The organism is Dictyobacter kobayashii, assembly GCF_003967555.1.
GTDB lineage: Bacteria > Chloroflexota > Ktedonobacteria > Ktedonobacterales > Ktedonobacteraceae > Dictyobacter > Dictyobacter kobayashii.
Genome location: NZ_BIFS01000002.1, coordinates 778,229 through 798,829, shown reverse-complemented (window position 1 = coordinate 798,829; position 20,601 = coordinate 778,229). Strand labels below are relative to the sequence as shown.

At 49.5% G+C, this 20,601-nt stretch carries 16 protein-coding genes; 10 read left to right on the top strand and 6 right to left on the bottom strand.

Going from position 1 to position 20,601, the window contains the following annotated elements:
• Positions 1-136: 136 nt before the first annotated feature.
• A complete protein-coding gene (locus EL645_RS30205; protein WP_126555726.1) occupies positions 137-1,357 on the bottom strand; it encodes a hypothetical protein in 1,221 nt (406 codons plus the stop codon).
• A 301-nt stretch (positions 1,358-1,658) separates the two neighbouring features.
• Here EL645_RS30205 and EL645_RS30200 point away from each other — a divergent pair, with 301 nt between their 5' ends.
• Complete coding sequence (locus EL645_RS30200) at positions 1,659-2,471, top strand: class I SAM-dependent methyltransferase (RefSeq protein ID WP_161977816.1); 813 nt, start codon at positions 1,659-1,661, stop codon at positions 2,469-2,471.
• 64 nt (positions 2,472-2,535) lie between these two features.
• Here EL645_RS30200 and EL645_RS30195 read toward each other — a convergent pair whose 3' ends face one another.
• From EL645_RS30195 to EL645_RS30180, 4 genes are all read right to left on the bottom strand, one after another.
• A complete protein-coding gene (locus EL645_RS30195; protein WP_218032133.1) occupies positions 2,536-3,045 on the bottom strand; it encodes a DoxX family protein in 510 nt (169 codons plus the stop codon).
• Positions 3,046-3,263: 218 nt separating this feature from the next.
• Positions 3,264-4,562, bottom strand: a complete 1,299-nt coding sequence (locus tag EL645_RS30190; protein WP_126555719.1) for an NCS2 family permease — start codon at positions 4,560-4,562, stop codon at positions 3,264-3,266.
• Positions 4,563-4,844: 282 nt separating this feature from the next.
• Positions 4,845-5,411 (bottom strand): HAD family hydrolase, encoded by a 567-nt coding sequence (locus EL645_RS30185; protein ID WP_126555716.1) that lies wholly within the window; start codon positions 5,409-5,411, stop codon positions 4,845-4,847.
• Positions 5,412-5,746: 335 nt separating this feature from the next.
• Entirely contained in the window at positions 5,747-7,063 is a 1,317-nt protein-coding gene (locus EL645_RS30180; RefSeq protein ID WP_126555713.1) for a glycosyl hydrolase, read from the bottom strand.
• 183 nt (positions 7,064-7,246) lie between these two features.
• On the opposite strand from EL645_RS30180, the gene EL645_RS30175 reads away from it, so the two are divergent.
• The gene (locus EL645_RS30175; RefSeq protein WP_126555711.1) at positions 7,247-8,728 is read left to right on the top strand and encodes a carboxylesterase/lipase family protein; all 1,482 of its coding nucleotides are present in this window, start codon (positions 7,247-7,249) and stop codon (positions 8,726-8,728) included.
• Positions 8,729-8,808: 80 nt separating this feature from the next.
• Here EL645_RS30175 and EL645_RS30170 read toward each other — a convergent pair whose 3' ends face one another.
• Complete coding sequence (locus EL645_RS30170; protein ID WP_161977815.1) at positions 8,809-9,999, bottom strand: serine/threonine protein kinase; 1,191 nt, start codon at positions 9,997-9,999, stop codon at positions 8,809-8,811.
• A gap of 369 nt (positions 10,000-10,368) precedes the next feature.
• Here EL645_RS30170 and EL645_RS30165 point away from each other — a divergent pair, with 369 nt between their 5' ends.
• The 8 genes from EL645_RS30165 to EL645_RS30130 all read left to right on the top strand — a co-directional run bounded on the left by EL645_RS30165 (position 10,369) and on the right by EL645_RS30130 (position 20,563).
• Positions 10,369-11,283 carry a helix-turn-helix transcriptional regulator gene (locus EL645_RS30165; RefSeq protein ID WP_218032132.1) on the top strand — a complete coding sequence of 305 codons (915 nt, stop codon included), beginning with the start codon at positions 10,369-10,371 and terminating at the stop codon, positions 11,281-11,283.
• A 197-nt stretch (positions 11,284-11,480) separates the two neighbouring features.
• Positions 11,481-12,932 (top strand): DUF4118 domain-containing protein, encoded by a 1,452-nt coding sequence (locus EL645_RS30160; protein WP_126555704.1) that lies wholly within the window; start codon positions 11,481-11,483, stop codon positions 12,930-12,932.
• An 8-nt stretch (positions 12,933-12,940) separates the two neighbouring features.
• On the top strand, positions 12,941-13,780 hold the full coding sequence (locus EL645_RS30155) for a sensor histidine kinase (protein WP_126555702.1): 840 nt from the start codon (positions 12,941-12,943) through the stop codon (positions 13,778-13,780).
• A gap of 114 nt (positions 13,781-13,894) precedes the next feature.
• Positions 13,895-14,758, top strand: a complete 864-nt coding sequence (locus tag EL645_RS30150) for a phytanoyl-CoA dioxygenase family protein (protein ID WP_126555700.1) — start codon at positions 13,895-13,897, stop codon at positions 14,756-14,758.
• Between the two features lie 540 nt (positions 14,759-15,298).
• The gene (locus EL645_RS30145) at positions 15,299-16,372 is read left to right on the top strand and encodes a BMP family lipoprotein (RefSeq protein WP_126555697.1); all 1,074 of its coding nucleotides are present in this window, start codon (positions 15,299-15,301) and stop codon (positions 16,370-16,372) included.
• Positions 16,373-16,663: 291 nt separating this feature from the next.
• Positions 16,664-18,007, top strand: a complete 1,344-nt coding sequence (locus EL645_RS30140) for an ABC transporter permease (protein ID WP_126555694.1) — start codon at positions 16,664-16,666, stop codon at positions 18,005-18,007.
• 2 nt (positions 18,008-18,009) lie between these two features.
• Positions 18,010-18,957: an ABC transporter permease gene (locus EL645_RS30135; protein WP_246035630.1), complete on the top strand. Its 948-nt coding sequence runs from the start codon at positions 18,010-18,012 to the stop codon at positions 18,955-18,957.
• A gap of 13 nt (positions 18,958-18,970) precedes the next feature.
• Positions 18,971-20,563: an ABC transporter ATP-binding protein gene (locus EL645_RS30130; protein ID WP_126555692.1), complete on the top strand. Its 1,593-nt coding sequence runs from the start codon at positions 18,971-18,973 to the stop codon at positions 20,561-20,563.
• Positions 20,564-20,601: the final 38 nt, after the last annotated feature.

Sequence of the window (20,601 nt, the reverse complement as noted above, 5' to 3'; positions counted from 1 at the left end):
CCCAATGCGGGAGGTGCGGGGAAGACCCTGCACCCCCAGTTTTGGGAACTTTTTCAAAAGTTAGGGATGACTCATATGTTGAGTTTTGTTTCTACCACTTTGAAAAAGTGAAGATCGTGGAGATTATCATGAATGTTTAAGAAGACCATAAGAGAAGTGTAGATATTATGCCACTGATAAGCATAAGCCAGAAACCTATTTGATTAATATCATCATCTTTGATAAATGACATTTTAAATGCAATGATTGGCCCGATAATATAGATATAAATAAAAATGACACCGCACATCACCCCAAAACCTAAACCTGCAAGCATAAAAATAATTTCGATAACTATTCCTATACCAACACCAAATATTGTCGCAAAATAAATGGACATCAATGCACCATAAGCAATCCCATATAATAAGATGCCACAGATGATGCCTGTATTGAATGCCTTTAGCAGATATTTATGATCGATTTTGAATCTCCAGTCTTGATTAAGATTTTTTTTTGCCTTAACCTTATATAGACCTAATTGTTTCAGCCGCATTTTAAGTAGAACAAAAAATAAGATAACAATACACGATAAAAAAAGTGAAGAGAATGGTCCCCAATAAAGTGGCTGCAAAAATATGATCTTAATACAATAGATAAACAGCAACGGAAATGGTATAGCTGCGATAATCCAGAACAGGATAGTTGGCCATGATAACTGATCCCCAATTTTTTTGAATATTGATGAAGTAGCCAGGGGTTTTTTAGGGCTCAGCTTTAATAGATAGCCGATACTTCCTGCTAATAATCCAGCAATTGTACCAATAAATGGTCCAAGTAGCAGACCCACTGCCAGTCCCAGGCCAGTGCCGATAGCACACCATCCCAAAAAGTGATTAGATGCGCTTGCCGTTTTTTTGCTGTTTCCTTTCTGAAGCGATTGAGTAGGAGCGGGTTTAAACAGGACGGCATTTATTAAACCTATGAAAAAACCTAATAATATTCCTCCTACAAATACATAAATTAATAGCTCTTTTGCTATATTGATTAGATTGGTTACGTTAATAGATAAAAATAATAATTTTAGAAATGTAAAAGGGTTAAGATTTCTAGTTGCATTAATTTGTTTATATAAGGCGGGTCTGAAAAGAAGAACCAGTGGAAGCAATCCCAGATCCAGACAAATACTTCCAGCCAGACCACCTATCCCTCCTGTTAAAATACTTTGTGTCATCTTTTCCAATATACTTCTTTTGCGACCAAATATATTTGGCGCACTGTAAAAGCTTCCCAGTACGAGGGTTAATAGAATGAGCGTATAGAGACTATGTTTGTCCTCTAAAAGGATTTTAGTAATAGCTACTAAATCTATATTCATATCAACCCCTTCCCTGTTTTATGTGTATGGATTTATATTATAATGTTTTTTCTGCTGAGCCGATATGTATTTAACACAATAGGATAGATAGTTTGTGGAGCTTTGCTATAACGAATATTGATTACCTTTTGGCAAACGAACAGAGAGGCCATAAGTTGATGCTGAAATGTTATCGCTTTTCTAAAAAATAAGTATTAGACATATCATCTTTCTGACCATATACTTCTTGTATGGGTACCCACAAAAAGAGCCGCAAAGATTTATTTGCGGGCGTCTATGTATGAGTCAGGAAGAGGCATATATGACACAGAATTCAACCCATACGGGTGTATCGCAGCCGGAAGAGCAGGCACAGAACCAGTTGATACAGCAGCGCTTTGGAGTAGTGGCTAAAGATTATGTCACCAGCGCTGTCCATGCTCAAGGACCCGATCTGCCCTGGTTGGTGGAGGTCGCAGCTTTAACGGGTAATGAGGTGGTGGTGGACCTGGCTACGGGAGCTGGCCACACGGCTTATGCGCTGGCCCCCTATGCGCGTGAGGTTATTGCCATCGATTTCACGGTGCCGATGTTGGAGGCAGCCGAGAAGCGCGCTCAGGAATTGCGGCTGGACAATATTCGTTTTGTGGAGGGTGATGCGCACTCTCTTCCTCTGGCCGCTCAAAGCGTGGATGTGCTGGCCTGTCGGCTGGCCGCCCACCACTTCATCGATATCGAGCAGGCTGTACGCGAATGGGCCCGTGTCCTCAAATCAGGTGGAAAATTATTATTGATCGATTCCATCGGCCCTGAAGATCCCACCCTGGATGAGTATGTCAATCTGATTGAGGTACTGCGCGATCCGTCGCATGTGCGCAATCATAGTGTTTCTGAATGGATTGAACTGCTCAACGCGGCTGGCATTGCGGCCCGCCATGAGCGCACCTGGGGTATTCATATGGATGTTCCAACCTGGACCCAGCGTCAGCGCACGCCGGCACAAAATGTCGAGCGTATTCTGCAACTCTTTTCTACTGCCACGGTCGATGCTCGCACCTATCTCAACATCGAACTGAACGACAATATCTATACCTTCGATCTACCTGCTGCCTTGATCACCGGTATACGGGCATAGCCTTTCTGATCCCTTCGCGTCAGCGTATCATCTTTGATCACTGCGCGAGGGAGCAGGCTTGCTGTCAACGGCTCTGTGTGGCGGCATGTACTTCGCTATGGATAGGCGCACTTCTGGCTGTTCTCCAGCGCTGGTAGATCAGGTTGTCAAATGACCAGTCGCCAGCGCCTGAGATGATGAGGGCCAGGGCGAGTGCGCCTGAGAGGATAAAGAACTCGATGCCTTCGCCCTTCTGGTGGCCGGCCCAGTTCATAAAAAATCCATTGTGCAGGTGAACCATGGCGACCGCTACTATCATGATGCAGGCCAATCCGAGCGCCGCCAGGCGTGTGAGTAGTCCGCAGAGTAAGGCCAGCGGCGCAAAGAACTCAGTAAAAATGGCTAGCAGCGCAAAGAAAACAGGAATGTGCTCCATCTGTGTAAATCCGGTGAGCGTTGCCTGGAAGCCATGACCGCCAAACCACCCTAACATTTTTTGTGACCCGTGCGTGATGAAGACCGTGAATAATGCCAGGCGTGCTACCAGCAGGCTGGCATTGATCATTGGACTCGTGGGGGGGCTAAAAAATTTCATTCCGGCTCCTTCTCTATTGAAGAAATGCTTGAGCATCTCAAGTATCTCCCCAATGTTTGAAATGAATAATTAAGTATATCTGCAAATCAGGCAGAAAATACTTAACTATTCATGACATCTTTACACACTTATGACGTATAGCATTGTGGTATTATCTAGCTGATAGGACTTTTTGTCTTTCAGTTGATAAATTATATATAAATATATATCTACTGTATTTAATGGGGCGTCAATAAGAGCTGGATCAAAAAGAGTACGGCGAAGATATAGACCAGTGGATGCACTTCGCGCCAATGGCCAGTGACCAGTTTGGGGATCGGATAGAAGATGAAGCCCATGGCGATACCTACCGCGATACTTGAGGTCAGGGGCATGATCAGGATGGTGATAAAAGCTGGAAAGGCTTCCTCAAAAATCTCCCATTGGATATGTTGCACCTGTCCCATCATCAGCGAGCCAACAATGATCAGGGCCGGCCCGGTGATGGCCGCCACGCCTGAGACGGCGTTAACCAGCGGACTGAAAAAGGCTGTGAAGATAAAGAGGATGGCGACTGTCAGGGTGGTCAGGCCTGTGCGCCCGCCGACCGCGACGCCGGCTGCTGATTCTATATAGGCCGAGGTGGGACTGGTGCCGAACATGGAGCCGGCCAGGGTGGCAACCGAATCAGAGATAAAGGCTCGATCGGCGCGGGGCAGGGTATTTCCCTCCATCAAGCCAGCCTGCCGACTAACTCCGAGCACGGTGCCGGTGGTATCAAAGATGGTGACCAGCACAAATGAAAAGATGGCCCCGTAGAGGCCATAGCGGATGGTGTCATTGATGGCGCTAACAGGATTATAGGCCAGCAGACCTTCGGGTAGCTGTGGTAGCGCCGTCACTCCATGAAATGTTAGCTGGCCTGTGAGCAGGGCGACTATGGTTGTGAAGATGATGCCCACAAAAATTGCTCCTGGCACATTGAGAGACATCAGGATAACGGTAAAGAGCAGTCCTGCCAGTGCCAGTAGTACCTTGCCCGAGTGTAGATCGCCCAGTGCTACCAGATTGGTAGGATCAGCCTGTACGATACCTGTTAACCTCAGACCAATGAAGGCGATGAAGAGCCCGATACCCGCTGTAATCGCATACTTGAGATTTTCAGGGATGGCTTCAATTAATTTTGAGCGTAAGGGGGTTAAGGAGAGCAATACAAAGATGATTGCGGCCAGGAAAACGGCTGAGAAGGCCACATGATAATCAATTCCCTGGTGCCCTCGTGTCACAGAATACGCGAAATAAGCATTGAGCCCCATTCCGGGCGCGATCGCGATGGGATAATTGGCGTAGAGCGCCATCAATAGTGTTCCTACCACCGTTGCAATAATGGTCGCTGTAAAAGCCTGCTGAAACGGTACCCCTGCCGCGCCAAGTACAATTGGATTGACCACAGAGATATATGCCATTGTCACAAATGTCGTCACACCGGCCAGCGCTTCTCGTTTTAGAGAAACCCTGGCGAATTTTCCCTGGAGCATAAACCAAACCCTCGTATATGCACAAACAGTTAGCTATCTGCCACCTCAAAAAGAACGACTTTATGTAAGAAACATCGCCGCCTGATTGTATGCCATGCCATAACTAGAGTTCAAGGACATGCTTTAACCTCGAATGTCCGCGCCAGCCAGATACTGGCGTAGGCTTTTCCAGGTGGAGGGTCTGGCGCGAGTCTTAATCCAGCGCGGCCAGCAGCTTTTGTAATTCAGGGACCAGCCCGACACGGGGCTTAATGTGTCGATAATCGATGCCAAATGAGCGTATCACCTGGCCAAATTCTCGTCTCCATCATCGATCAGCACACTTTCACCGTACGCTATCTGCTGCTTTTGTAGATACGCATCAAAGAAGACACTATGACCGCTGGCATCAACATCGGCTTTGAGTCCCTGCAGATCATAAGAATTAAGTACATCATCAAACAGGGTATGTAACTGTAGTGCCGGTGTCGTCCAGCGTGTGAACGTGTCCATATTATCGGTTGCAACCACTACTTTGATACCTCTGGCCCGCAACCGGCTCACATAGGTCGGAACCTGTGGTGACACAAATTGCATGCGGCTACAGCTCAGTTCCAGCTCTGCCAGCAGCATCTCAGGATCTAAGTCCACGTGCTGCTGGCAGACCGCTGCCACCACATCCTCGCTGGTAAGCTTGCCTCGCATCCAGTCAAGCATCAGTTCATGCATACCCTGTTTACCAAACAGCGCCTTTTGTATGATCTGAAATGCCCGAAAATGTGTATGCTCAGGATCATTTAAATGTTCCCAGAATAACGAATTAGATAGCGTAAAGGCCCAGTCCAGGAAAACACATTTATATGTACTCATTTTTTAATCGTTTCCTTGCTTTGCAGGCATAAATGCCTATTGTTTATACATAAAGACGTATAAATCTTACAAAAAAGCAACAAACAAAGATGATTTCCATCGGTTCGGATTGTGCACCTGCTTTTCCCTTTCGGCCCGAAAAATCAATAATAAACACGATCTGTACGTGCGGGGCTTGTCCCCGCTTTTAATCTCCCTGCTCGAAAGAGCAACAATAAGAAGTAGCTATTTTTTGAGTGCATTGCATTATTCTTGTTTTTTCAGGCAGGAACGGATTAAGCGGGGACAAGCCCTGCACGTACAGATCGCTGTTCTTGTTGCGTTCCAGGGGTGATTCAGGTGCGAGTTTGTGGTTGGATGCTGTTGGGTGTGCCCTGCAGATAGATAGGGTCGGCGTTCAGGGTCAACACGATATGATTTTGGGTGGGCGTGTAGGTGTGGCTGCTGCCGTCTATGGTGATAATTGTGAGGGGGGTCGAAGTTGTGATCGTGATTGTTCGCGGACCCGTGGGACTCCAGAGTACACGTAGATTATTGCTAAATAGTTCGGAGTAGAGATTAGCTGCGAGCTTCTCACTTTTGATAAAGCTTCTCCCATTTATTTCTTGTACCAGAACCGCGAAGGCTGTGTAGGCAGGCTTCGGTGCATAATGTCCGTTTACATCGGGAAAACGTAGCACGCCAAAGTGATTTTCAGGATTGGCATCTATGCCGTCGTCCAGTAGCTCATACCAGAAAAATTTTTGTACCCCGCCCGCGAGCGCCAGGATGGCGCTGCGTACCAGGTAATCGGCCTGAGTATGTTCATCGACATGCGTGATACATGTGGGCCAGCCCAGTTCGCTGATCCAGATGGGTTTGGACCATCCTATATTGTAGCGCTGGATCAGCTGTTGCAGGCTGACCATTTGTTGATCCAATGGCCCGGACTCAGGTGGGGCGGTCTGAGCGTTCGTATAGGGATGGTCCGAAATAACATCCGCATATTTGAGGCCCCCGGCTTTAAAAAGCTGCTCGAACCAATCCAGGCTGAGCTCGGAGACGGCCCCGCCTACCACTATCACATCCGGGCGCATAGCCTTTACCGCTTGATAGGTATATTGGAGCAGTTTACTATAGCAGAGCGCGCTTCGCTGGCAGGGACCAACCGAGAATTTGCTATTGTACTCATTATAGACCTCTAGCGCCGTGATTTGTTTGCCATAATGTTTCAGCACCGCGCAGGCATAGTTCGCAAAAGCTTGATAACCTTCAACATCATAGGGAGTTTGCCCATGATCATAGAGTGGATTAGTATAATCCAGGGTGATCAGAAGTGTAAGCGCGTTTTTTTGCGCACTGGCCAGCCAGGGATCATAAATAGAGAAATTATACTGTCCCTTGCTCTGCTCTACGATCTCCCAGCGAATATCTGCTCGCACCTGCTTGATGCCCATCCCTGGTAGCCAGGAGGCTAAATTGGGATTATTGTATTCAAAATGAAGCTGAATACCAAATGGCGTTACAGGGGCAGGGTCAACTTGCGGCGTGGCATGAGCCAGGCCTGAATACAAAAGAGGGGAAAACGTAGAGGACAACAATAGTATTAAGTTAATCATCACAATATGCTGTAATGCGCGATTCCTGTATGGTTGAAGGCGCTGATAACCCATAAAGTATTATATCCTTTCAGCTTTTAGCTTACGTGTTTTTTTAAGAGAAAGATTTAATTATATTTAAGGTAAATAGTTGAGTGGCTGAACTCGGCTTGCAGAAAAAATTGTGGTAAGGTTAAACTGGTCCTTTTTATATTGGGCTGTCGAGATAATACGTGCTGAAATAAGGAGATACAGAGCATGGCAGCTGGAATCGTTGAGACGCGCTATGGAAAGATCCAGGGTTTTGAGCAGAAAGGTATCCAGGTATGGAAAGGGATTCCATATGCGCAGCCGCCGCTGGGGCCGTTGCGTTTTCGGGCTCCCCAACCACCACAGGCCTGGTCTGGGGTGCGCGAGACAAAAAAATTTGGACCAAATGCGGCCCAACCCAATGATGCTTTAGGCGGTTTTCTAGGCGGCATGTCTACCCCTCCGCCTTCGAGTGAGGATTGCCTCTATTTGAATATCTGGTCGCCGGGCGCTGATCAGCAGAAGCGTCCGGTGCTGGTCTGGATTCATGGTGGCGCCTTTGTGGCTGGTTCTGGCTCGGAGCCCTGGTATAATGGAGACTCGTTCGCGCGCAATGGTGATATTGTGGTTGTCACCATTAACTATCGGCTGGGCGCCCTGGGTTTTCTCTATCTGGGAGAACTGGGTGGTGAAGAATATGCTTCCTCGGCCAACTGTGGTTTGCAGGACCAGATCGCGGCCCTGGAGTGGGTGCGTGATAATATCGAGAGCTTCGGTGGCGATCCCGCTAATGTGACGATCGCTGGCGAGTCGGCGGGAGCTATGAGTATCGGCGCGCTGCTGGCGGCGCCCCGGGCGCAGGGTCTCTTTCAGCGTGCTATTCTGGAGAGTGGGGCGGCCCACAATGTCTTGTCTCGCGACACCGCCGCTGGCATGACACATGCTTTTCTCAAGCATCTCGATCTGTCGCAGACTCAACTCTCGGCCCTGGAAAGCTTGCCCGTGGCCAGGATACTGGAGGCTCAGCAGCTCAATTCGCGTAGCACACTCGGGGGACCTGTCATTGATGGTACAGTGATACCGGACTCACCCCTTGAAATGATTGCGGCTGGCTCAGCCGCGCAGGTCTCGTTGTTGATTGGCACCAACCGGGATGAGGCCCGACTGTTTTCGCTCTTGAGTGGACGGGAGCCGAAGGTTAACCATGCGGAATTAGAGCGCCTATTTGGAACTGCCGGGCCAGAGGTTTTTGCGACCTATTTGCAGGCCAGGGATGACCATTCGGAGCCCTATGCCTGGATGGATATCGTGACTGATCGCACGTTCCGTATTCCCGCGCTGCGCCTGGTGGAGAAGCAGTTGTCACACACCTCCTCTGTCTGGGTGTACCGTTTTGACTGGCCCTCGCCCGCCTTTGGCGGACGCCTGGGAGCCTGCCACGCACTGGAGATTCCATTCGCCTGGAACACTCTAGATGCAGAGATGTCCCAGCTCTTCATCGAAGAATCCCCGGCCGCTCAACCTATCGCCGCTACCATGCATGCTGTCTGGATCGCCTTTATTCGCAGCGGCAATCCTCAAACCCCTCAACTGCCTGCCTGGCCTGGCTATCAACTAACTCAGCGCTCCACCATGCTCTTTCACGAACACAATCAATTGACACAGGACCCTCAGAGCGTTGAGCGTCAGTATTGGGAAAATATTATTTAATGTAGCATGCAACTGTATGCGTGCTAATGAGTAGCTGCAATTGGCCGGCGACTATAATTGGTTGCTCGGCCAATTGCGGCTTATTTCTGTTTCCCATGCGGTGTTTTCTTTGGTTTTTGATTCTTCGGGGCTTGTTGTGGCTGTGCCTGCTGTGTTGACTGCGCTACTGTTGCGGTTATAGCTTTTGGCGTTGATACTGCTGTCACCGTCGTCTTGGTTGAGATGGCGGTAGGGTGGGCGTTCTGTCCGGATTGATTGTGTCTGGCATTATGGGCAGTGGCATTTGTTAAGAGCAGAATGAGTATCAACAGGGCTAATAAGGCTGCTCCGCAGATCCAGATCACACGCGGCATGCGTTGCAAATTAAATTTCTTCGGTGTGGGTGCTGGCAATACATTGATCAATGAAGGTGGTGGGAGCGTACTGCTATGGATATTTGCCACAGGCTCGGGTGCTGCATCTACCCGGTACGCCTGGTGAAAGGCATTCGCCAACGCCTTGGGCGTGCGAAAGCGGCGCATGGGATCTTTTTCGAGCGTCTGCAATATGACACGTTCAACGTCGGGGGGAACGGCAGGATTTATTTGTGATGGACTGGGAGGCTGTTCACGCATATGTTTCATCACAATATTGACTGGATTGGTTCCCCTGAAAGGGACACTGCCGGTTACCATCTGATAGAGTAATACCCCCAACGCATAGATATCGCTGGCTGGAGTCGCGCTCTCTTCGACCAGTTCTGGAGCCATATACTCAGGGGTACCGATCAAGAAGCCAGAGCGAGTCAGACTGTAATTGTCCTCAATACTCTTCACCAGGCCAAAATCTGTCAGGTAGGCGTAGTGCCCATCGCGTAAAAGGACGTTTGAGGCCTTGATATCGCGATGCAGCATACCATGTTCATGGGCGAATTGCAGAGCATTGGCAACCTGTGACAGGATATGGCCCGCCTCCTCCAGGGGCATTGGTCCCTCCGCTACCCTGCGTGTCAGGGTGCCGTACTCAATATAAGGCGTGACCATATAGGCCCATTGATCATATTCTCCGTAATCGAGGGCAGGCAGAATATGCGGATGGTGCAATTGAACCATCGCGCGCGCCTCGCGGCGGAATCGCTCATAGTACTCGCCCGCGCTCCGCCGTACCATTTTCAACGCTACAATCTGTTGATTACGTTGGTCCCGCGCCAGGTAAACCTCGGACATTCCGCCCTTGGCGAGACTGCGTTCTATATAGTAGTAACTTATTGTTTTATTTATGAGCTCTTGCATGAGCGTTATTAACTCCTTGCATCCCAGCATAATAGAGAGATGAGTATAGAAAGTATACGCACAGATCGTGGTTTTTGTGTCGCGATTAGTAATTCGAAGCTAGCAATGGATAGGAATATGTAATAGCTTCAGGTGAGTGTGATTTATAATTTGTTTGGATCACACATAAGTGCATAATGAAATATTGGATAAAGAGGGCATTGGCATCCCTCATGTTGTAGCTGGCTGAATAATGTAACTTTATCATAAACCCCGGTGGACCGGTTCTGCAAGCAATGTGACCATCCTACTGGTAGTGTTCAGATTCAATTACGGGTATACTTGAATTTATCTGAATGTTATTGTCTGTTGTCAGGCAGGAAAAAAGTGGTGCTAGTACATAGAAAATTTATACATACACAACCAACAAAGGCGCTGTGGCCACGCACCTCGCAGATGTATATATGGGATCAAGAGACACGTATTGATCTTCCTTTCTCTTTGCGCCTGGAAAACTTAATCTATATTGGGGTCGCCGGCAGCGTAAACTGGCATGTGCGGCCCCATTATCACGATCATTTTGAGATGTGCTATGTAGATGAAGGTCAGGGCTGTTTTGCCATTGATGATTGCTCCTATGCTGTCAAACAGGGCGATGTTTTTTTGACCTTGCCAGGAGAAGTGCATCAGGGAGGTGCGGCCGGCGATGCGCCATTCCGGCTCTATTATATAGGTTTTCAGCTGGAACATTTGAGTACCCTGGAACTGGATTACTATCAGTTGGGTATGCAGCGGGTGGTGCCAGATGGCGACCGCCAGATCAAGGCTCTCTTCGATGCGATTTTTTTTAAAGAGTTACAGCAACGTCAATCCCATGCATTGGAAATGGTTCAGAGCTTATTTCTAAGCTTACTGGTTAGCTTGCTACGTATCTATGAGCAAGGCAGAGAGATGGAGATTGTGCAACCAGTACTGCTCAGCCCGGCTCTGAAATCCGTACTACAGTCTCTACATACCGATCTGGGTAGGTATCAAAGTATCGATGCGCTAGCCGTGCAGGTAAACCTGAGTCGTTCACACCTGACCCGAGAATTTAAGCGCGCGATGGGTATTTCTCTGGGACAGTATGCACGCTCGATTTCTTTGCAATATGCCCGCTTTTATTTGCGTGAGACCAGCGATTCAGTTTCTGCTATCGCGGAACGGCTACACTTTACCTCCATCCACACTTTTAGCATCTTCTTCAAGCGTCACACTGGTATGTCGCCGCAAGAATACCGCAAATTATTCAAACTTCGAGGCTGAAAGGCTGATTTTCAAATGTAATTATAGCCATTCCATGATAATATTGTGTGCATAGCAATAAGAATTATGGTTCTGCTTTGTATCTGGTAGAGGTAATCACTCGTGTCATTAAATAAGGTAGGATGCTTTCTTCTGGCTATGATCACTATACGCTCTGGTGAGCGCTAAACCATTGTTGGTGAGGTGTCTGAACTACTATGAGTGCAGAGCAGCATTTTCCTGGTGAGCAGGAGCGTGAGCCTTCTCTAGCAACATCTAACACATCTTCTTTTCCGCCTTTAGGGCCTCATGCTAAATATAAAAATCTGTGGGACAATCCGCGTTTGCGCTGGCGTTCTCATACTTTTGCGCCTGCGTTTTTGCCGGTTGCTTTGCAGAAGCCGGAGGCTGGCTATCTTGTCGCCCTGTTGAGCCAGATGCTGGTAGTAATGTTAATGACATTGCTGATGCGTTATTCCGCCCATTTCCGTTTTTTGGAGGCACCCACCTTGCTGGTGGTGTTGCTGGTCGCGCTGGGATGGGGTGTTCTTCCCGGGCTGCTAGCAACTCTGATCGGATCCGGCTGGATCATATACCTGGCTCTGCCTATTTACATCCCCTATTCAGGAAGCTACACCGAAGATCTGGCCAGTGTCTGCTTCTATTTGATTGTTAGCATCACTATCTGTGTCGTTGCCAGTCAGACACAACGTGGTCGTCTACGGGCCGAGCAATTGGCTCTGCGCTTGCTTAGTTCCGAGCGTGAAGCGGCTGAACGGGCCAATCAGCTAGAAGTTGTGTATGAAGCCATGATCGATGGGGTAATTATCTATGATAGCGAGGGACATATTCTGCGTATGAACTCGGCCTATCGACACATGGTGGCGCTTGATACCAATCCTGCCCACGCCGCATTAACGCCCGAGCAGAGGGGCACGATGTTGCGTATCCGTGATGAAAAAGGGGTGCCCCTAAATGGGCCGCAAATGCCGGTCCAGCGTACCCTGTCGGGCGAGACCTTTACGGCTGAGCGTGCTATGGATATTCGCGTACGGGCCCTTGATGGGCGCGAGGTACAATTTAATATTACTGGTTCACCACTCTATAACAGTGTCGGAAAGTTGACTGGTGGTGTTTTGATTTTTCGCGATGTCACTGAACGGCGCCACCTGGAGCGTAAGACGCAGCAAGCTCTGGAATCGCTCTTATTGCTGGCTGAGGAACTGGTCCAGATGCCGGCGGTAGCCTCCAATTTAAGCAATAGTCGCCTTTTTGCTTCCACTACTGTTGCCCATCGATTACTTGAACATATTTGTTTGATCTCAGGTTGTACGCGCATCGGCCTGATGCTGGTCAATCAAACAACAGGCGTCGTTTTTCCGCTGGCCGCGCTGGGTTTATCAGCTGATTTAGAGCGCAATTGGTTGGACCAGCGCCAGGATTATCCTGTTGAGCAGTTGTTACAAACTCCAGTTATCGGTCCCATCTTGCGTGCTCATGATGTAGGGGTACTGGATTTTACGCAGCCTCAACTCAGCCATCTTGCTAATCCTTATGGCATCTCTCAAGCCGTGGTGGCACCTATGTATATAGAGAGCCGCTTGATTGGTTTTCTGTTCCTGGATCATGGGGGGCGCCACATACTTATACAGCGTCTGAGCTGGCTTTGATCAAGGCTGTGGCTGAGTTGACTGCGCTGGTACTGGAACGTGAGCGGTTGGTCGCCGAGCAGGCGGAAGCGCAAGCTAATGTTCTGGCGGCCCGTGAGGCCAATCACATGATGGAAGATTTTCTGGGTATTGCTGGCCATGAGTTGCGTACGCCATTGACCACCATCAAGGCCAGTGTGCAACTAGCGAGGCGACAAATTGTCCGACTTTCCAGTCAGGAAGCTGAGCTTATGCCACAAATCCTGAGTAGCATCAATGTTGTGCAGGATCTGCTTAATCGGACCGAGCGCCAGGTTGGCATGCAGAGCCGCCTGATTAATGATTTGCTGGATGTGTCGCGCATTCAGATGGGGAGATTGGAGCTACAGCCTGATTTGCAAGATCTCGTGCTCATCACGCGCCAGGTTGTCGAAGACCAACGCTTATTGAATCCTGTGCGGCTCATCCAATTAGAACTGTCCGCCGCTGCAGAGCTATTGGTTACCCTGGATGCTGATCGCATTCGCCAGGTTATCAGTAATTATCTATCTAACGCGCTTAAATATTCTGATGTAGATCAACCCGTGTTCGTACAAATTAGCGTAGATGCGCGGGCAAAAAATGTCCGCGTCGCCGTGCGCGATAGTGGTCCTGGTTTGACTGAGGACCAGCAGCAGCGTGTCTGGGAGCGTTTTTATCGCGTGCCAGAGATCAATGTACGCAGTGGTTCAGGCGTTGGCCTGGGCCTGGGTTTGCATATCACTAAAATGATCATTGAGCGTCTGGGAGGTTCGGTCGGCATCGATAGTCAGCCCGGCCATGGTTCAACGTTCTGGTTTACCCTGCCCCTGGAAGGGGTATCGGATTAAAGGATAGGAGCCAAAAGTTTAAAAAGAGGGTGCGGTTGGTAAAAGACAATCCTGTATTCCTCAGGTATAGTGATGATGTTACGTGCAATGCTTGTTTCAACAAGGAGGTATCACATGCAACTGACTGAGGAAGAACTGCTTTTATTGCCAACTGACGAAGATGTAGCATTTTATCGAGCCCATGGTTATTATAAATCCCTCAAGCTTTTTACCGCTGCTGAGATTGATGCGGCCATCGCTGGCAGCGAACGTTATTATGCGGGGGAGCGCGATTTTTCGCTCCCAGGTGATGCGCGAGGTTGGCGGCCAGAGCATGGCAATGTTTTGCGTAAGAATGATTATGCTTCATTACAGAATCGAGAACTGGCGGCCCTGGTACGCAAACCGCTATTAGGCGCGGTGGCGGCCCGTTTGTGCGGTGCTCCAATTCGCCTCTGGCACGATCAACTGCTATATAAGCCGACCAGCAATCCTGAAAAAGCAGCCAATGTAGGCTGGCATACCGATCGCGGCTATTGGAAGACCTGTTCTTCGGCACAAATGTTGACGGCCTGGATCCCCTTTCATGACTGCGATGAACGGATGGGTACCATTACAATGATTGATCAAAGCCACGAATGGCCTGATAACACCGAAGGCCTGGATTTTTTTAGTAATGACTTGCAGGGACTGGAGAAGAAATTCAAGACAGGTGGGCGTCCCGTGATAAAAGTGCCGGTCAACCTGGCTAAAGGCGAGGTCAGTTTCCATTCGTGCCTGACGATTCATGGTAGCGGACCCAATCTTACTCCCAATCCGCGACGCTCAATCGCTGTTCACATGCAAGACGAAAGTAATCATTTCCAGGTCCATCGCTACGCGGACGGCACGTTGGCGCGCCATCCAAATGATCTGCTCTGCCGCCATCAAGAACAGGACGGCCAATCTTACCCAGACTACACAGACCCCGCCATCTGCCCTCAACTCTGGCCACGTTAAAAAACAGTATGAAAATATAGTAGGGCCTGAGGCCACAGCCCCAGGCCCTACTATATTTTCATATTTCGATTAAGTAAACAGGCAGTAGTAAATTCGGCACATGACTATCTTTTTTCTTCCATAATTTGCTATAGTAAGTTGTGAGAAATATACACATCCGTACGTATATATCTATTGGGAAAGGCAAGTACCAGGTTTTTGACGCTCGCTAGAGAAGTGGCTCGCACCATTAACATGCGTATGGTGCCGGGCGGCATTTTTCAGCGTCAAATACATCATTACTGGTAGCCTGGTCCTATGTGCATTTTGGACAGATGTTATACGATATTATGTCTATATTCGTTGTGATCTAGTCGGATTTATAAAGATGAGGAGAAATTCCCTTTTGGCCGCTAACGCTTTTGGCATAGCATTGAAAGAGGCAAGCTATCTTCATTGCTTTATAAAGACGACGTACAAGCGCTGCAAGCGTATTGTACGCATAGATGAAATTATTTTTTTCACAATCTCCTTGGAGAGCGAAGAAAGGATCCAACCCCTATGAGAAGGTCTGGCGCTCCTAGCCTGCTTGTCTCGCTATTTGTTTTGTGCGGCATTCTGCTTTCTGCCTGTGGCGGTAGCACACCCTCTACCTCTAGTTCTTCTGGTGGTGGCTCCGCACCTGCACCTAAGACTGTAACCCTGGTCACTGACATCGGTGGTTTGAATGACCAGAGCTTTAACCAGTCAGCTAATATTGGTTACACGAAAGCGCAGAATCAATTTAATTTCCGCCGTCAGGTTATCGAAACCAAGTCTGAGAATGACTATGTTAGCAACCTGACTCGTGCCGCCCAGACCTCTGATTTGGTGATCGGCGTTGGTTTCTTGATGGCCACTGCTATGGATCAGGTGGCAAAGGCTAATCCTACTAAATCCTTTGCGCTGATTGATGCATGTCCTGCCGATGCCAAGGGCAATTGTGATCCTTTAAGCAACGTTGCTCCCCTCTACTTTAAAGAGCAGCAGGCCGGCTGTCTGGCTGGCGTAGTTGCTGGTGAAATGGAAGTCCTGGGCAAGAGCAAAGTCAGCAAACTGCTGGGTAGCAACACTATTGGTGCTGTTGGTGGTCAGTCGATCCCTCCTGTAGATCACTATATCGCTGGTTACCAGTTCTGTGCCAAGAAGGTTGATCCTAGCGTCACCGTTAAAGTGAACTACTCTCAGTCTTTCGACAATACCGCTAAATGTCAGGATATCGCGAACAACCAGATCGATACCGCCAAAGCCGACATCATCTTCCAGGTGGCCGGTGGCTGTGGCGTAGGTGCCTTGCAGGCTGCCAAAGCCAAAGGTGTCTATAGCATCGGTGTTGATAGCGACCAGTCCCATGTGAATGATAGCGTGATCACCAGTGCTGTGAAGCGTGTTGATCAGGCCGTCTACCTGACCATCAAAAATTTTCAGGGTGGTAAATTCAGCAACAATCCTCCTGCTTTCGACCTGACCAATGACGGCGTTGGCTATGCACCTTTGAGCAGCCAGGTACCCGCCGAAATCAAAACTACGGTTGATAAGTACGCCCAGGATATCAAATCTGGTGCCCTGGTGGTTCCGGATACCGTCCAGAAGTAAGCGTAGACCTCTAAATCACCGTGGAGGCGACACATTGGCGCTGCTCTTCTTTCTATCTTTTGATAAGGAAGTCGGTGCCTATGTCCTTTCACGGTGATGTTTATGTTTGATAGGATATCCTCGTTTTCCCTGGATCTTTCTCTATTGCTTGTCTAAAAGATGTGGATTCTGGATGAGCAGGCTGGTGGATGGTTGAAATAGTGTGGTGAAAAATCAATGCTCGTGTATAATACGGTATAATTTCATCTATACCATGTTTTTATTCTCTGTATTGCGCGCAGGAGGAGCCATATGGCAGTGCCAACAGTGCAGGGCAGGACTTCTGCTCCTGCGTCACGGTTAGCCAGGTGGATGCAACGGTTTAGAGCCGCCCTTGGGCGACCGCTGATTGCAGTCTTAGTAGCTTTTGTGCTGGGTGGTATCATCGTGATGATCACTACACCAGGACCGCTGGATAACCGTTTTATTACTGCTGTTTCGAGTTATTACTATCTTCTACAGGGTTCTTTTGGCAGTATTCAAAGTATTTCTTTTACCCTGGCGAGAGCGACTCCGCTCATTTTCGCTGGCCTTGCTGTGGCTATCGCTTTTCGGGCTGGACTCTTTAATATTGGTGCCGCTGGTCAATTAACGGTTGGCTCGATGGCGGCTGGTATGATTGGTCTCCGGTTCTCGATGCTGCCCGGTTGGGTGCTGGTCCCTTTGATGCTATTGGGAAGTATGGCGGCTGGCGGCTTGTGGGGAGGCATCGTCGGACTTTTAAAGGCCTGGCGCGGTGCCCACGAGGTGGTTACCTCAATTATGTTGAACTGGACCGCTTTCTATATTTGTGCTTACCTGGTCGAGGGCCCTTTTCAGGCTCCTAAACTTTCACAGCAGACCTTGCCTTTGCCTGCTCAGGCGACTATTCCCTCACTGGCAAACCTTTATAATCAAACCCTGGGCACTTTTCTGCCACAAATTCCTCTGCCTGCTCAATATACCGTCGATGCTGGCCTGTTGCTGGCCTTTATTGCGTTGATCATCTACTGGTTTATTACCGCACGCACTACCTTTGGTTATGAGTTGCGCGTCATTGGTCAGAATCCTAAGGCGGCCAGGTATGCTGGTATTTCGGTCAAAAAGAATATTCTGCTGGCCATGATTCTGGCAGGCGCCTTTGCGGGCCTGGCGGGCTCAGTACGCTTGATGGGGCAGGCCCCTTACCAGTTGATCAGTTCGGCTTTTTCAGTTGACTCTACCGGCTTTGATGCGATTGGTGTTGCCCTGCTGGGGCGTACGACCTCAGTGGGTGTGTTGCTGGCCTCCTTGCTTTTTGGTGGCTTACAAGAGGCCGGGCCGTATCTGCAGAGTTATGTGAATGTGCCTGGCGATATTATCACCATTATGCAGTCTCTGGTCCTTTTTAGCATTGCGGTCGAGTATGTGCCTTCTTTCCAGCGTTTCCTGCCAGGCTTTTTGGCCAGAAGTTCCAGGCCTGCTCTGGTTCCGAGTATGATCAAGGTTGAAACCTCTGCGGTTCCCGCTGACGTTGACCTGGCTGATGGGCCAGCGAGCGAGCAGGACAATGAACCAACGAATAAAGGTGTTGAAACGGCTGGCACTGTCCCCGCACCACTGAGGCAGGAGGAATAATCGTGTTTTTTCAGATACTTGAGAGGGTTTTAATCTCATCCGATTTCTGGCAGGCGGCCCTGCAATTTGCAGCCTTGCTCCTGTTGCCAGCTCTAGGCGGTCTGATCTCAGAGCGTAGTGGCGTAATCAATATTGCCATGGAAGGCATGATGTTGCTCGGCGCCTATGTAGGCGTGATGATGGCGATTGCCACCCACAATGTCTGGCTGGGTGTGCTGGGCGCTATGATTGCTGGTGGCCTGTTAGCCTTGCTGCATGCGATTGTCTCAATTAACTTTATGGCCAATCAGACCGTCAGTGGCATCGCTATTAACCTGGCGGCCCTGGGTTTGACCAATTTCCTATTGCCAATCCAGACGCAAGGGCAGGGTATTAAAGCGCTGGATGATTCGTTGCGCCTGCCTCAGCTGTCCTGGGGACCCCTGGCGAATATCCCTTTTGTTGGTCCGGTGCTTTTCCAGCAAAATGTCATCTTCTATATCGCGCTGGTAATTCTGTTTGCCATCCAATTCTTGCTTTTCCGCACCAATATTGGTCTGCGTATTCGCGCTGTAGGTGAGCATCCACATGCGGCTGATACCGCTGGCGTCAATGTACGGCTGGTCCGCTATCTATGTGTGATCAGTAGTGGTCTACTCTCAGGCCTGGCCGGTGCCTTTTTGTCTTTAGGTATTGCCGGTATTTTCAACCAGAATATGACCGCTGGCGCGGGCTATATTGCTCTGGCAGCTGTGATTTTTGGCAAATATACCCCCATCGGTGCGGCTGGCGCCTGTCTGATCTTTGGTCTTGGTGAAGCTTTGAGTCCGCGCCTCCAGGATACAGGTATCTCGGCGAACCTGCTGAGCACCCTGCCTTATATCCTGACCCTGATCGCCCTCGTTGGCCTGGTTGGCCGTACGACTGCGCCTGCTGCGGATGGTATACCTTACGAGCCAGCATCAGAGTAGGAGGAATAGATTCATGCAAGAAAGTACTGTAATCACGCGACCGCAAGAGGGCTCATCACCCTATGCGGTGGAGATGCGCGATATCTATAAAGCCTGGCCTGGTGTGGTGGCCAGTAACCATGTGAATCTGCTGGTGAAGAAGGGTGAGATTCATGCTCTGGTGGGTGAGAATGGGGCCGGCAAGTCGACGTTGATGAATATCCTTTATGGTATTGTTAAGCCAGATAGTGGCGAGGTGCGCATCAACGGTAAGGTTGTGCAGATTGCTGGTCCACGCGATGCGATTCGCCTGGGTATAGGTATGGTGCACCAGCATTTTATGTTGATCCCGCCTTTGACGGTGGCCGAAAATATTGTGCTGGGTAGTGAACCCGGTGGCCTGCGTTCAACTTATGATCGCCAGCGTGCCCGCAAAGAAATTCAGCGCCTGAGTGCCCGTTATGGCCTGCCCATCGATCCCGATGTACGCATCGAAAAGCTATCGGTCGGCCAGCAGCAGCGCGTTGAGATCCTGAAGATGCTCTATCGGGGCGCTGATATCCTGGTGATGGATGAGCCGACCGGTGTATTGACGCCACAAGAGACCGATGAGCTGTTTGTGGTGCTGCGTGACCTGGTCAAGCAGGGTAAGACGATTATCTTTATTACCCATAAGCTGCGTGAAGTGCTGGATGTAACCGACGCTATTACGGTCTTGCGCCGTGGTCAAAATGTCGGTGAGCTGGTCACCAAAGAGACCAATCAGCGTGACATCGCCCGGGCTATGGTGGGCCGCGATGTGCTCTTGCGCGTCGAGAAATCACCGGCTCAACCAGGACCTGTGGTTTTGCATGTCGAGGATTTACAGGCTCAATCAGATCGTGATTTAGCGGTGTTGCATAATGTGAGCTTTGACATCCACGCCGGTGAGATTCTTGGTATTGCCGGTGTTGAGGGCAATGGTCAGACTGAACTGGTAGAAGTGCTGACCGGGATGCGCAAGCCGACCGGGGGTAAGATCACTTTGACCCGCGTGGTAGATGGCCAGCCTGGGAAGGCTCAGGATATTACGGAGCTGGGTGCGCGCGGCGTACGTATCTCTGGTATGTCTCACATTCCGGAAGATCGCCGTGATAGTGGTCTGGTGATCAATGAATCCATTGAGGAGAATTCGATACTGGGCCGTCATCGCTGGAAACAGTTCTCATGGCGCGGCATGGTATTGCAGCTCAAAAGTATTGCCAGCTGGGCTGAAAAGCTCATCAAAGATTTCGATGTGCGTACCCCTTCGGCTACAGCCGCCATGCGCACACTCTCGGGTGGTAACCAGCAGAAGCTGATCATTGCGCGTGAGCTGAGCTCTAACCCGATCATGCTGGTCGCTGCCCAACCTACCCGTGGCGTCGATATCGGTGCCATCGAATTTATCCATCGCCAGTTGATCGAGCAGCGCGATGCTGGTAAAGCGGTCCTGCTGGTCTCAGCCGAACTCGACGAGATCCGTTCTCTATCGGATCGCATCGCCGTCATGTACGAAGGACAGATCGTGGACATCGTCTCCCCCGATGTGACCGAAGAAGAGCTCGGTATCTTGATGACCGGTGGCCATCAAGAAGCCGCCTCTTAATCTTAAGCAACTATAAAAACGAATTGTGCGTGCGGGAC